This window comes from Lysinibacillus sp. FN11, assembly GCF_024628845.1.
Lineage (GTDB): Bacteria > Bacillota > Bacilli > Bacillales_A > Planococcaceae > Lysinibacillus > Lysinibacillus capsici.
The window spans coordinates 1,763,979-1,777,736 of record NZ_CP102383.1 but is presented as its reverse complement, the minus strand read 5'-3'; the positions used below and the strand labels follow the sequence as shown (position 1 = coordinate 1,777,736).

18 protein-coding genes are annotated in these 13,758 nt (G+C 36.6%); 4 read left to right on the top strand and 14 right to left on the bottom strand.

The window, feature by feature from the left end:
• Window positions 1–32: 32 nt before the first annotated feature.
• Both NP781_RS09545 and NP781_RS09540 read right to left on the bottom strand, forming a co-directional pair.
• The gene (locus tag NP781_RS09545; protein ID WP_255601598.1) at window positions 33–272 is read right to left on the bottom strand and encodes a hypothetical protein; all 240 of its coding nucleotides are present in this window, start codon (window positions 270–272) and stop codon (window positions 33–35) included.
• A 100-nt stretch (window positions 273–372) separates the two neighbouring features.
• Window positions 373–537 carry a hypothetical protein gene (locus NP781_RS09540; RefSeq protein WP_004230164.1) on the bottom strand — a complete coding sequence of 55 codons (165 nt, stop codon included), beginning with the start codon at window positions 535–537 and terminating at the stop codon, window positions 373–375.
• 222 nt (window positions 538–759) lie between these two features.
• On the opposite strand from NP781_RS09540, the gene NP781_RS09535 reads away from it, so the two are divergent.
• Window positions 760–1,605 carry a copper amine oxidase N-terminal domain-containing protein gene (locus NP781_RS09535; RefSeq protein WP_257522118.1) on the top strand — a complete coding sequence of 282 codons (846 nt, stop codon included), beginning with the start codon at window positions 760–762 and terminating at the stop codon, window positions 1,603–1,605.
• A 91-nt stretch (window positions 1,606–1,696) separates the two neighbouring features.
• Window positions 1,697–1,870 carry a hypothetical protein gene (locus NP781_RS09530; protein ID WP_221682249.1) on the top strand — a complete coding sequence of 58 codons (174 nt, stop codon included), beginning with the start codon at window positions 1,697–1,699 and terminating at the stop codon, window positions 1,868–1,870.
• A 48-nt stretch (window positions 1,871–1,918) separates the two neighbouring features.
• Here NP781_RS09530 and NP781_RS09525 read toward each other — a convergent pair whose 3' ends face one another.
• The 3 genes from NP781_RS09525 to NP781_RS09515 form a co-directional block, all read right to left on the bottom strand.
• Window positions 1,919–2,302 (bottom strand): VOC family protein, encoded by a 384-nt coding sequence (locus tag NP781_RS09525; RefSeq protein WP_221682250.1) that lies wholly within the window; start codon window positions 2,300–2,302, stop codon window positions 1,919–1,921.
• A 50-nt stretch (window positions 2,303–2,352) separates the two neighbouring features.
• On the bottom strand, window positions 2,353–2,631 hold the full coding sequence (locus NP781_RS09520; protein ID WP_221682367.1) for an ArsR/SmtB family transcription factor: 279 nt from the start codon (window positions 2,629–2,631) through the stop codon (window positions 2,353–2,355).
• Between the two features lie 412 nt (window positions 2,632–3,043).
• Window positions 3,044–3,535 (bottom strand): Lrp/AsnC family transcriptional regulator, encoded by a 492-nt coding sequence (locus tag NP781_RS09515; protein WP_004230168.1) that lies wholly within the window; start codon window positions 3,533–3,535, stop codon window positions 3,044–3,046.
• A 206-nt stretch (window positions 3,536–3,741) separates the two neighbouring features.
• Here NP781_RS09515 and NP781_RS09510 point away from each other — a divergent pair, with 206 nt between their 5' ends.
• Together NP781_RS09510 and NP781_RS09505 are read left to right on the top strand one after the other, a co-directional pair.
• Window positions 3,742–4,617 carry a DMT family transporter gene (locus tag NP781_RS09510; protein ID WP_255601658.1) on the top strand — a complete coding sequence of 292 codons (876 nt, stop codon included), beginning with the start codon at window positions 3,742–3,744 and terminating at the stop codon, window positions 4,615–4,617.
• Between the two features lie 391 nt (window positions 4,618–5,008).
• Window positions 5,009–5,521 (top strand): GNAT family N-acetyltransferase, encoded by a 513-nt coding sequence (locus NP781_RS09505; RefSeq protein WP_257522517.1) that lies wholly within the window; start codon window positions 5,009–5,011, stop codon window positions 5,519–5,521.
• Between the two features lie 50 nt (window positions 5,522–5,571).
• On the opposite strand, the gene NP781_RS09500 is transcribed toward NP781_RS09505, so the two are convergent.
• From NP781_RS09500 to NP781_RS09460, 9 genes are all read right to left on the bottom strand, one after another.
• A complete protein-coding gene (locus NP781_RS09500) occupies window positions 5,572–5,796 on the bottom strand; it encodes a hypothetical protein (RefSeq protein ID WP_257522117.1) in 225 nt (74 codons plus the stop codon).
• Between the two features lie 243 nt (window positions 5,797–6,039).
• Window positions 6,040–6,378: a hypothetical protein gene (locus tag NP781_RS09495; RefSeq protein ID WP_257522116.1), complete on the bottom strand. Its 339-nt coding sequence runs from the start codon at window positions 6,376–6,378 to the stop codon at window positions 6,040–6,042.
• Between the two features lie 98 nt (window positions 6,379–6,476).
• A complete protein-coding gene (locus tag NP781_RS09490) occupies window positions 6,477–7,013 on the bottom strand; it encodes a TlpA family protein disulfide reductase (RefSeq protein ID WP_221682255.1) in 537 nt (178 codons plus the stop codon).
• Window positions 7,014–7,130: 117 nt separating this feature from the next.
• On the bottom strand, window positions 7,131–8,324 hold the full coding sequence (locus NP781_RS09485; protein ID WP_257522115.1) for an MFS transporter: 1,194 nt from the start codon (window positions 8,322–8,324) through the stop codon (window positions 7,131–7,133).
• 513 nt (window positions 8,325–8,837) lie between these two features.
• Window positions 8,838–9,029, bottom strand: a complete 192-nt coding sequence (locus NP781_RS09480; RefSeq protein ID WP_257522114.1) for a response regulator transcription factor — start codon at window positions 9,027–9,029, stop codon at window positions 8,838–8,840.
• Between the two features lie 8 nt (window positions 9,030–9,037).
• The gene (locus NP781_RS09475; RefSeq protein WP_257522113.1) at window positions 9,038–11,629 is read right to left on the bottom strand and encodes an ATP-binding protein; all 2,592 of its coding nucleotides are present in this window, start codon (window positions 11,627–11,629) and stop codon (window positions 9,038–9,040) included.
• Window positions 11,622–11,984 (bottom strand): response regulator transcription factor, encoded by a 363-nt coding sequence (locus NP781_RS09470; protein WP_048392951.1) that lies wholly within the window; start codon window positions 11,982–11,984, stop codon window positions 11,622–11,624. The genes NP781_RS09475 and NP781_RS09470 overlap by 8 nt, the downstream gene beginning before the upstream one ends.
• Window positions 11,985–12,006: 22 nt before the next feature.
• Window positions 12,007–13,077, bottom strand: a complete 1,071-nt coding sequence (locus NP781_RS09465; protein WP_257522112.1) for a diguanylate cyclase — start codon at window positions 13,075–13,077, stop codon at window positions 12,007–12,009.
• Window positions 13,074–13,637 carry a response regulator gene (locus tag NP781_RS09460; RefSeq protein ID WP_257522111.1) on the bottom strand — a complete coding sequence of 188 codons (564 nt, stop codon included), beginning with the start codon at window positions 13,635–13,637 and terminating at the stop codon, window positions 13,074–13,076. Before NP781_RS09460 ends, NP781_RS09465 begins: the two co-directional genes overlap by 4 nt.
• Between the last annotated feature and the right edge of the window lie 121 nt (window positions 13,638–13,758).

Below are 13,758 nucleotides of genomic sequence, written 5' to 3'. Positions count from 1 at the left end.
TACATAAAGGCTGATCCTAATAGCCTCCATTGTCATATCCCCAAAGCCAACAATTTGATGATGCGCCCTTGCGACATAGGTCTTATTACGGTCTTATTATTTCTTAAAGACTGTTGCCAAGCCGCTACATTAACTGGCTGAATTGCTAACGGTGCCCAAGCATCCAATTGTGTCTGCGAATTATCTTGAGCGTTTACATTATGTACGGTTTCGTAAAATAATTGCAAAATTTCTTCTAAATCATCGTCATAATAGTTTGTAAAATCGAGCATTTATACACCACCTCTTCTCACAATCAATTATACCAATGATAGTATATTTATGTAAAATTATAGTAAGCTTATAGATCAAAGTAATCTATAAGCTTTTGTTCTACTGTTTCGGTGTATTGGCTGTCAGCGGATTCGCATTGGCAACTAATTGTACAGGCGTCGTTGTTTGTTGAAAGCTATCCTTCTGTCCTTGATTGGATTTCCCGTAGCCTTTCATCACAGCAAATAATGCCGCACCAACAATGCCCCATGTCAAAAACTTCATTCAATAACCTCCTTTCAGCGTTAGTATTCGAGAACAAATACAGATTATACGCTGTCAAAAAGTAGCTATTAGCGATGGCGACTTTGTGTCATTATACATCTGATAATTAAAACGGTTATTGAATTTAGAGAAAAAATAGTAAGATTTTTATTATATATTGAAGAATATTATGGTAAAATTTCCGATGGTGGTAAATGTTAAAATATAAGGAGGTTATATACCATGAAAAAATTTTTTACAGGGCTATTTTTAACATCTACATTATTTGTAGCAACACCTGCTGATGCAGCAACTCCACAAATCAAAATCGACGATGTTGTGGTAAAATCTGATACAGCACCTGAGCAAAAAAACAATCGAACAATGGTGCCATTACGTGTGATCAGTGAAAATCTTGGTGCACAAGTTCATTGGCAGGATTCACAAATCACCCTTTCAATGGATCAAGCAACCGTTAAATTGAATCTTAATAACCGAACAGTCATTAAAAATGGTGAAAAAGAGCAATTGGATGTACAACCATACATGAAAAACAATCGTACCTATGTACCAATCCGCTTTATTGCTGAAACATTTGGCAGTCAAGTGCATTACAATGAAGGCACAGTGAATATTACGACTGAACCACTGCTAATTGAAGATGAAAAAATTAAGGTACTACGCTATGAATACCATATGACAATGGGTGGTGTCGTTCAGGACATCAAGGGCAATGCCTATCACCAAGCACTTTTCAAAATTTTCCAAGAAAAGAAAGGCGACAAAGTAGAGGCTCCGAAAGATTATTATTGGCACCTCAATCTAGAATCTCCTGGATCTTATTATAAGCTTGGTCAATTTGATTTTATGAGCCATGATCATAACAGTGTCAAACAATATGATATCTATACATTAAATAAACCTTTCCCAGAGGAACTATTACAAGGCTATCCTGAGTATTTACTCCATGATTTCGATGGCGATAACTGGTATATTTTCTCTGAGCAAGCAGTAAAGTCAATACAGCAGCTGATTAATAGTGCATATAATAATGGCTTTAGCAAAATAATTAGTAATACGGTCGCTTAAAAGATTTTTTAATGGCAGCTATACGCAACATATTCTGTAAAAAAATGTGCAAAATATTCATATCAACAATTGATTGATGGAGGTTTGCCTCATGCAGAAATTCCTGTCATTTAGTATAGCGCTACTATTCCTTTTATCTGCTTGTTCGTCGGAAGAAGCTCCGCCCAGCGAGGAAGCAGAAGCCAAAGAACAGACCGTAAATGCACAGCCAAAGGAAAATCTAAACGTTTTGAACGATGATAAAGGTTTGGTAATGGCTGAGTAATGAGAAAAGCGTGTTTTGATATTTTTTATCAAAACACGCTTTTCTACACTATCTTTGTATAATCTGAATAAGGTTGCCACATGTATCATTAAAAACTGCTATTGTGACTTCTCCCGCTTTTGTCGGCTTAAGTGTAAATTCAACGCCTTTCTCCTGTAAACGACTATACTCCTTTTCTAAATCAGCAACTCCAAACATTGTTGCTGGAATGCCTTCAGCGAAGATATTCCTTTGATAGTCCTTTGCTGCAGGATGCTCATCTGGCTCGAGTAATAACTCAGTGCCCTCTAAATCATCAGGCGACACAAGCGTTAGCCATCTATATTTTCCTACTGGGACATCCTCCTTTTTTACAAACCCTAGCTTTTCCGTATAAAATGCTAGTGCCTTTTCCTGATCTTGTACAAAGATACTGTTGACAATAATATTCAATTGCTTTTCCTCCTTTTGAGCGTTTAAGAAGCATCCTTCACACGTAAGCTTTACTCTACCCATCCTTTCAGTAAATCTTTAAGTGGTTCCTTATTGAAGAGAATGACTCGATATTTTCCCTGCCGCTGTGATAGGACGAGTCCAGCACTTTCCAATACAGAGAGATGCTTAGCAATCCCCTGCCTCGAAATTGAAAGTTCATGTTTCATTAGAAGACGCACAGTCAATTCATACAACGTCATCTCATCACACTCAGCCAGTTCATCTAATATCAGTCTCCGAGTCGAGTCCCCTAGTGCTTTAAAAACAGCGTCTGTATCCCAATTCATAGCTTGAGTATAGGCAACTCTATGGTTGTGTGTCAACTATAAGCAACTTATTGGTTGTATGTTTTTTGCGCGTGTGATCTCTTTATTTGAAGCAGAGCTAATCTCTCGTGATTTGGGTTCTACTCATTTAGAGCGGAGTTCTACTCATTTAGAGCGGCTACTATCCTTTTTCAAGCGCTTCTCTACTCATTTGGAGCGGCTGCTATCCTTTTTCGAGCGCTTCTCTACTCATTTAGAGCGGCTGCTATCCCTTTTTCGAGCGCTTCTCTACTCATTTGGAGCGGCTGCTATCCTTTTTCGAGCGCTTCTCTACTCATTTGGAGCGGCTGCTATCCTTTTTCGAGCGCTTCTCTACTCATTTGGAGCGGCTGCTATCCTTTCATGAGTAAAAAAACAGCAAGCCTGAGTTACCTTACTCAGGCTTGCTGTTTTCTTCGATCGGTAACACTGTAGAATATTTAATTTCCCGTAAGGATAAATTCGTTTGAATTCTAGAAACGCCAAGCTTATTTAATTTTCGGATGAATTGGTCTAAGTCTTGGCGGTCTCGAATGACGACCTTTAACAAATAATCATAGGCACCTGTTAAGCAATGACATTCCAAAATTTCGGACATTGTTTTCAAGCGGTTTTCTAATTCCTCTATTTGCTTTTCCTGATGAATATTCGTGCTCATAAAAATATAGCACAATAAATCAAATCCTAGTTTTTCCTGATTTAAAATCGCAACTTGTTGATCAATATAGCCTTCATTTTCTAGACGTTTCACTCTTGTATGAGTTGCTGGTGGGGACAAATTCACCCGTCTAGCTAGTTCCGCATTGCTAATCTGAACCTCTCGCTGCAAAATCGCTAAGATTTGCAGATCCACATTATCTAATCCTTTATTTTTTATATCCTCCATTGTTTTCTCCTCTTTTGATTATTTTTAGACAAGGAAGTTTTTAACACGATTTCAAAACATTATTTTGATATCTGTTAAATAACTTTCGATTATTTCGAATTTATTTAATTACACAAAATATTATACTGACAAATCACTTATAGTGCTATGATTCTTATTATACATAGAAGTAAAAGGAGTGTACCTATACTGTGGTTAAATTTTATATGGGCTTAATGCTTGTCACGAGCTTACTTTGGGGAGGCAATTTTGTTGTGGCTAAGACGCTAGTGGCTCATGCCTCACCGATGACCTTAACGTTGGTCAGATGGCTGATCGCGGTGATCGTCCTGCTACCGTTCGTTTGGTGGAAAGAGAAGAAATTGGTTCCTGCTAAGGCCGCTCTTGTGCCATTATTCCTCATGGGCATTACAGGTGTTGCCTTGTTTAATATATTTCAATTTTTAGCGTTGGAGCGGACAACATCCACGAATGCTGGTCTTATTTCTACAATGAATACCATGTCCATCGCCCTCTTTTCCTTCGCCTTTCTGAAAGAAAAAATAAATGGCTTGCAGCTTCTGGCCATGGTACTCTCTTTCATTGGTGTTTTTCTTGTTCTTTCAAAAGGAGATTGGCAGCTGTTATGGCACTTCCAATTGAATACAGGAGATTTATGGATGATGGCAGCCGTTTGCGTATGGGGACTTTATTCTGTATGTAGTAAGTGGGCTATGCAAACAACCTCTCCATTAATGGCGACATTGTATGCAGGTTTGTTTGGGGTGCTCATCCTAGTCCCATTCACAATCAATGATTTTACCTTCTCTGAAATCGACTCTACTTTCATTCTTTCGCTTTTTTATACAGGGGTCATCTCTACAGTAGTTTGTATGGTATTTTGGAATATAGGCGTTCAACAATTAGGTGCTACAACCTCTGGTATTTTTCTAAACTTTAACCCCATTTTTACAGCATTGCTCGCCTTTTTATTTGTCGGTGAACAGCTAAGCTGGCTGCAAGGCATTGGGGGTATCATCGTGATTTTGGGATGCTACTTATTCACACATTTTAAAACGAAGACGCCTCAGGTTGTGCTCTAAGTCAGCGTGTGATGTTGGAAATCAAAATCTCGTAAATCCATTTGGCAGGGCATGCTTCCCAAACTTTTAGAATAAGTCATTCAGAAAAACTAGTGAAGGCAACGCCACAGGAAGTGGTTATTTTTAATGACGGACCTTTTTAATAGATGGCTGAAAGAAGCAAAGTAGTTTTCTAATCCCTGACCCAATGCTCTCAGTACAAAAAAACACATTATTCGCTTTTGCCTATTTCACCTCCTAGGTCAGCGCCAATAATAACTAACGTATGTTCTGTGAACGCAACCATTGTACCAATCGCACATCTACAAAATCTGAACAATCAATAAATAGATGAGATTAGCCCTAGACTACAGGTATAATGAAAGAAAAATCAAAATTGATTGGAGATGCCATGAATATTCGATTAGAAAAATTAACACAGGGTGATTATGAAAACTTATATGCATTTGAGGTTAAAAATAGGGCCTATTTTGAAAAAACAGTACCAAGTCGAGGGGATGACTATTACCTATTACCAAATTTTATAAGAAAAAATGACATGCTTTTAGAGGAACAGGCACAACAGCAATGCTATTTCTATCTAATAAAAAATGAACTTGAGGAAATTGTAGGAAGGATCAATGTAATCGATATTGATAAGGATCAACGTTTAGGTCATATCGGTTATCGAGTGGGAAAAGAATATAATGGGAAAGGGGTTGCCCATACAGCCTTACAATTAGTATTAGACCTTATGCGCCAGCAAGGCATGCTCATCCTTGAGGCTCAAACAACGACGAACAATATAGCCTCTCAGAAAGTATTAGAAAAAAACGGCTTTAAACAATTGGATAGAAGCGGTGAATCATTTGAAATGAATGGTCAAAACTTCACTTTTACTTATTACCGGTGGATTAATTCCTAGGATGATCTGATAAACCGTATTATCAGATCATCCAATATAAAAGAATGTGTCTAGTCTAATGAAACACCTTTAATCGCTGTTTTCAATTTCTCTAAACTCTTAATCATTTGCAGTAAAGAATGATATTCAGCTGCATTCAAGTGGTCACCATGCACTGTTATGTATCTTTTTATGCTACTTTCCATCGTTTGAATTTCTAGCATAGCATTATCTTGAAGGTCAGGTTCTAGTTGTCTACTCTTCTTTGTATTTTGTTGGTTTCGATTTTGGGGCACTGCGGTTTGATAGCTCCTTTAACATATCGTATACCTCCACAGATATACATATTTTGCATGACAAATCACTAATAACGAAGGGTAATTAGTATAATAGTTACCCTTTTACTCCTTTCTAATTGTAAAAATACAATTATTGAAGCCTATTCTATAATATAGCACTCTACAAATTCTATACAACGCAAAAAAATCAAAATGAGCACCCAGCCATCTTGATTTTTTGCATGTGGAAGCCAATAACTTTCACACCTTTTGTGGTGGAATAATGCCTGTTACAAGTAAAATAAAGAATACCAATCCAATAAGGAAAAATATCAGTGACGCTATAAATACGGGTCCAAGTTTAACTTTGAACCGTTCTCGCTCATGAATGATCCCTGTTTGCGCACTCACTTGGGATGCATAAAGCCTCGACATCGCTCCACCGCTACTCGAAAAGTAAAACGTTCCTAAGGTAAAGGCAATGCCCGTGAAAAACATCACTTCAATAAATCGCACAGAGAACATGGTGGCAACCCAATACGTCAACGATATTTCTACAATCCATGCAATGATGATAATAATAATGTGTTTCCGCGGCATTAAAGGAGCTCCCTTCCTTTTTCTTCAGCTACTTCTACGTATCTTTTTAGAAAAAGTTTCATTTTTCTAACTATATTGTCTATAAGACTTATTTGTTCTTAGAGATTATCAATCAATTGTGTTAATTGTTGTTGAGTGAGTTCGCCTTTCACGCTGTGCTGTAATTTCCCTTCTTCGTCAAAGATAAAGGTACTAGGATAATTCATCACTTCAAACGATTTCTGTAGTACTCCCTCTTCGTCTAGAAAGATAGGAAATGATAAATCATAGGTATCCTTAAATGCTGCCGCCTTTGCATAGCTATCATAGGCTGTAGCATTGATGGCTAGTAGCTCGACATCCTTTGATTTTTGTTGATAGAATGCCTCTAGTTCAGGTGCTTCCTGTTGACAAGGTCCACACCAGGACGCCCAGAAATTCACTACTAAAATTTTGCCCTTATATGCTTCAAACGTTGTGGCGGATTGATCTAGCTTTGTTAAAGCAGTTTCATAATTAATTTGTTTGGTCCCATCCTCCAAAACAGTCATAGAGGGTGTAAGAGATGCTTGAAAAAAAACATTTTTTAATGCCACACCAATAAAAATTGCAATGATAAGGGCTGAGATAATGAAACTTATTTTTTTACGATTCATACTACTTCTCCTTTTAAAATATACAAATATTTGTATATTTTACCACACTATCAACTAACAGGATATAAACTTTTTCTAAAAAATAGCCCCTACTCTAAAAGTAAGGGCTACTCTTTCTTACGTGAAAGATGTTTTATTTTTATAGGCAATCACACTTACGAGAAGTAGCATACTAGCTGAAAGGAAAAAAACAACTCGTATCCCATACCATTCTGACAACATGCCCATCATTAAAGATGAAAGGCCGAATACCCCTGTCACAATGACATTCAACGATGTATACACCGTTGGTAATTTCTCCTTTGAAACACTTGTTTGAATGATGGTTTGCTGTGGAATGTTTTTTAATTGCCCACATAAGCCAATCAGCAAAGAACAGAGTAAAGCCATAAATGATGTGATACTAACCGCAAAGAATAGTGTAAAAATAGCGGACAACAGCGCTCCTCCACTTATGAACATAGCTTTCTTACGCTCAATAAATTTGGTCCATTTTAAACAAATCATACTCCCTAAAATCATGCCGATAAAAAAAATGCCGTTGAGATAACCCCACCATTGAGAAGAAGCCTGCAATGCTTCTTCTACAAAAACAAGTAAAATCGCTGCGACCCACACTGCACCTGCCATCGATTCCAGTAAATCCATACGTGCAGCAATTTTTAGTACAGGCGTTTGATGGATGGTTTGCCACCCTTCCATAATTAACACCCATTTCTTTGTTTGTGGACGTTCCATACGTGCCACATCTGGTAGAAGTTTTAAAAGCAATGTTGCGATGAAAAAAAGGACGACAACACCCCATATAAGCTGTGATGGTGTAAAGAGAAGAAGCAAGGAACTGCCAACAAACCAAGAACCCACCTGAATGGATTGGATAACCGTTTCAGCAATACTATTTGCTCGTAATAAATCCTTTTCTTCCACATAATGAGGCACCAAGGATTGACGAATAGGATTGGCACAACCATCCAAGAACGCAACCATCGCAATCAGTAAAAACACAAAGCCAAACATCGGCTGATCTCCTATCAATTCTACATACAAGGCAAGACCCAAAAGGACAGCTGTTTTAAAGCCCTGAGAAATAGTTAACAATTGATTCAACGACACTTTCGCCGTAATAAGAGGTGTTAGCAGACTGGAAATCAACATACAAGTAGTAATAATAAATGGTACAAAGGAAGTAGCAATCGCCGAGTTGGTTAAACGATAAATTATACTAATCACGCTTACTATATAGAGAATATCACCAATATCCGCTAAAGATTGACCTGTCAATAAAAGTGAAAAAGATCGGTTTTTAAACACGTTTTATCCCCCAAAATTAAGATTTTATTTTTTCTTGGGAGATTTTTAAATTGGACGAACCTGCATGTCTGAACTCCTTTTTACGCCTAGTTGAAAAAACGATGGGGGATTTCATTTTTTTCAATTTCTATGCGTGATTTTAATTAAATTTCAAGAACATTCTAAAGTATTTTTCTTATTTTAGCATTACTTCCACTTTGTTGCCAGCACGCAAAAAGACCAGGTGTTCTCAAAAAAATTTGAGACCTGGTCTTTTTGTGAAAAGTGAAACCTACTAATTTGCTTTAGTGTTTTGTATTCTACTAATACAGTAGTCGTACCAGCTTTACAAAGGTTACACATTTTTGAAGAAAATTTAGGAAAACTTATTTTTCTCGTTGATAGATTTCCGGTTAATGTCTGGTTGTATGGAGCAACTTGCGACAAACGCTTTTGCTTCATCTAGTAAGGTTTTTATAACACTCACATTTTACTTACAATATAATGCTACGGACAATAAATTAAGCTATCCTATTATTTTACAAACAGTTTTGATATTTCTTCAGGTGGGTATGGTTTGGTTAAGTATTTTTTAATTTGAAATTGGTCCACCATTTCTTTTACCTCATCTAATGCTGAGGATATAATAATTGGTATCTCTTTTGTATGCTCTCTTTCTCTTAGTGCACGGACTAAATCCCAGCCGCTCATTTCTTCGCCAAGCATTATGTCAATCACAATACCAAGTAAAGGTGTATTGAGTGTATCTTCAAAAGCTTTTTTGGATCATGATGATGAATCACGGTAAAGCCCTTGCTTTTTAGCTCTTCAGACAACAGTAGAGCTAAGCTTAAGTCATCCTCGACAATCATCATGTTTAAGCCATTGCTATCCTCCATTACATCCTCTTCATCGAAGGTGACAGTGTTATTTGCAAGTGGTAAAGTAAAGTACACAATAGTACCTTGTCCCTCTTCTGACTCTATCCATATTTCTCCCTCATGCTTTAAGATGATTTCTCTACAAATGGAAAGACCCAGTCCAGTCCCTCCTATTTTACGTCTTAAACTATTATCGATTCGTTTGAATTTTTGGAACAACTGAGCAATATCCTGTTTAGATATGCCAATGCCCTCATCTTTTATACTCACTTGGATACTATTATTTTTGTTTTCTAACAAAATCTCCACATCCCCTCCTTGTGGAGAAAATTTAATCGCATTTCCTATTAAATTAATAAATAATTGAACGAGTCTATCTTGATCTGCATTGACATAGACCTCTCTTGCCTTATCAATTAGATGGACATTATGCTTTTGCTCATGTCGGAAGCGATTGACAATTTCAAAGGCTATTTCATTTAATTGTAATGTCTCCATGTTATATTGCTGCTTGCCTGACTCCATTCGCTGTAAATCCAAGAAGTCATTTATAAGATTGGTTAGTCGTACCGCTTCTCTATGGATTGTATCGATATACTTATTTTGCCGTTCGGGTTTTATATTTTTTGTTAACAGAAGCTCTGTAAAGCCAAGTACACTCGATAAAGGGGTTCGCAGTTCATGACTTACCGTACTCACCAATTCGGATTTCATTTGATCTACTTCATATTCTCTTGTAATATCACGATGCACAAAAATTGTGCCTACTTTTTCCTGCCCATCAAAAAGACAAGTTGCATATACCTCGACAAAGATTTCATGTTCAGCCGTCATACAATAGCGGTATTTTCGTGTATCCTCAAAGCTCTCCATAATAGATGCCTCTATAAATTCAATTAATTCATCTGGTTGGGCACTACATTTTTGAAAATGCTGTAGCCAATCCTCTTTAGGGATACTTGTTTCTGTTGTCAAGTTAAAGAAGTTGACAATACCACATAGCGCTCTATTGATAAGAATGGTATCGCCTGTAACAGAAACTAACTGGATACCTTCGTTGACATTATCAATAATCGTTTGATTTAACGTCCTCGATTTTTCTACCTCTTCATACATAAGAATGCGTTCAAATGCGATGGACACACGATTTAATAGTCCATTTAAACTATCTATATCCCGATCATTATGGGGATGCCCCTCTCGTGTGGCCATTAATATAGCGACTAGCTCTCGTTTAGAATTAAACACGGAAGAATACAAGTCATAGGCATAATAAGACTCTTGTGCAATTCCTTTTTCATTTGCTGTCAATTGACGTTTAATAACAAAGGATTTTTCCTGCTTTAATCTTGCTTGTTTATCCATGTCAAAATTTTCAACTAGGGCTGCAGCAGATTGGTGTGATAAACCTTTTGTCGCATACACATTGCCCTCCATCCAATAAAGCACACTCGTATCATATTGATAAATGTCGTTTAAATAATTATGGAGATTATCGATTAGTTTCTGTTTATTTAACGTAAACGTCAGTACATGATTTAATTGATTATACTTTTCTAAATAATTTAATGAATTTTGTAATTGTAATTGATTTTCTTGAAGCTCGTCCTGCTGCGCTAAAAGCTCCTCATTTTGGGTTGTCAGTACCTCTTCCTTATCCTGAATAGAGAGTATCATTTTAAGAAATGAGTTCGCTAAAATGCCTAACTCATCTTCCTTTTGTACAAGATTACCTAAATCAATAGATTTCCCTGACGCCAAAGCGTTTGTCGCAAGTGTTAATTGTTCAATTGGTCGAATCATATTATTCAGCACTCTTCGTAAAATGACGCCAACAAAGAGTAAAATGAGACCGCTGATCATTAACGAAATAAAAGTGAATAATTGCCCCTGCTCCACTGTCTTGCTAAAAATTTGGTTTAAGGAGTGGTCTGTTTTTTTCTTATAGGATTTTGTATAGGTAATAAATTTATTGACAAGGTCATTTGCTCCGCCATTCGAAAGCTCTCTCAAAGCCTCATAATCCCCCATCTTCGCAAAGCTTAACGCTTTTGGGAGAGTAACTGTTTTATAATTATAATGAAAATCAACTAGCTCATTATAGAGCCCTCGTTCTTCGTCCGTTAAATCCAGTTGCGAAAACTGCTGTAATAGAACTTCGAAATTCTCCAAATTTTCATACAATAGCTTTAATTCCTGCTCATTTTGAAAGGCATAGTAGCCCCTTGCTCGAAAAAATATGCCATTAAAATTTTCTTCCAATTCATCCACAAGCATTGATTTTTCATACATTTGCTCTCTCTTCTGCTGTAAGGCATTTTGACTTGCATTGACTACGACAAGAAAAGCAGCAATGATGATTAAAAAGCTAACAACTAGAAAAAGCAGCATTTTAAAGAATTGGCTTCGTATACTTTTATTCAGCAAGGATGTCGACTTAATCATTTAAGATGTCCTCCACCAAATTCATTAGCTTAATGGGACTAAACGGTTTGGACATAAAGTAATCTGCCCCTAAATCAAATACCTTTTGACGATCACTTTCTTGTGATTTAGCTGTCAGCATGAGAATAGGCATCGACATTTTAATCTCTTGTGGGAGAAGCTCGATCACCTCAATTCCTGTTAAATTCGGCATCATATAGTCGAGTATCATTAAATCATAGGAGCTTTCCATCATTTTTTTAAGGGCTTCTTCGCCATCCTCTGCCTCATCAATATCAAATTCTAAATCTTCTAAGGTTTCACGTATTAACATGCGTAATATTTCTTCATCATCCACTACTAAAATTCTAGCCATCCTGTCTTTTCTCCCTTTCCCATTAAAGAAACATCTGATGAATTAAACGAATAATGCGTTCCGATACTTCAACCACATTAAACGGCTTCACAATATAATCGTCCGCCCCATTAATGAAAGCCTTCATGACGTATTCTTCCCCCACACGTGAAGTTAGCATGGAGACGATTACATTACTTGAAGCATGTTGCTCTCTTATCTTACTTAGCACCTCGATGCCGTCCATTTTCGGCAATATCCAATCTAATAAGATAATGTATTTGCACTCAGGGTCATACCAATTGGCTTCCAGAAAACTAATGCCATCAGGGTATGCCAGTGTTTCAATCATATAATCCTCATTTTCCTCCAAATGCTTAAAATGATTGGTAATCAGATCACGAATAATATACACATCATCAATGACAACGATCTTGATTTTCACCTTTCTTTTCTCCACAGCAGCTATGTTATCAAAGATGATCGTTTGATTTCTCCCTAATTGTTTGGCCGTATATAGTGCTTGATCTGCCTCTTCTAGCATCTTTTTAGGATGTAAATTGGTAGAAGTTGCTTCTGCGATTCCACTAGAAAATGTAACATGGAAGCTAGTTCCATTTGCTGTAAATATCTTTTTCTCCATGGAGGTACGAAGTTTTTCAATAAAAATAAATGCCTCTTTTTTAGTAGTACGGGGCATTAAAATCACAAATTCTTCTCCACCAAAGCGACAAGCAATTGCTTCAGCTCCTTTTAGCTCCTTCACCAATGAAGCGAAACCCTTCAGCACCTCATCACCTACTAGGTGACCATATGTATCATTTACTTTTTTAAAATAATCTAAATCGATAATCGCAATTGAAAAATGTTCTTTGTTTTGCTGATGGTGTTTAATGAAAAGCTTTATTTGCGATTCCATAAATTTACGATTATAAATTTGGGTTAATTCGTCAATGACAATAGCCTGCTCTAATTCTCTTTTATAGGCTAAGCGATTGGAAACATAAGCAACTAATAGCTCTTCATCAATGGGCTTTGCCATAAAATCCATAGCACCCATCTCCAATGTGCGAACGCGATTTTCTTTACTATCATTACTACTAATCACTGTCACAAACATGAGCTCTTTTTCGTCTTTTTAATATTGTCTAAAATAGAAAAGCCATTAAAATCTGGAAGCATGATATCTAGAAATACGATGGATGGTTGCAATTCATAAATTAACGCTAATCCTCGTTTACCATTATGAGCTGCAATGACAGAGTAGCCCTTTTTCTCTAAAACATTTTTTAAATAGGAAATAAATACCACATCATCATCTATTATCAGAATAAAATCTTGTTTTGCTGGATTTTTAATGATGGTTGTAGGATGTTCTATATGTTGAGCCATTGAATCATTTTCTTGATAAAAATGAACGCTTTCAATAAACGGAGCAAGGTACTTTTTCCATTCTGATTTGGTCCATTGCTTGTTACGGTCTTCATTCAAAAGCTCTAGCTTTTCACTAGCAATCGAAGTTAATTCATGTAAACCGATTGATCCAGCGGTGCCTTTTAATGTATGTAAAAATGAATAGAGTTCGTCTTCTCTAACAAAGTCACTATTATCCCATTTTTGTAAATTTTCACATATACGTGTATAAACCATTCGGTGATATTTAGCTGTTTCCATCCTCTTTCTCTCCAATCAATCATACTTCTATAAATTATAACTTACTATTTTGTAAAAACCACGGCAGATTTTGAACGTTTATTGTAATGAATTCCTTACGCTAAGCCCCCTTTAGTTGGTT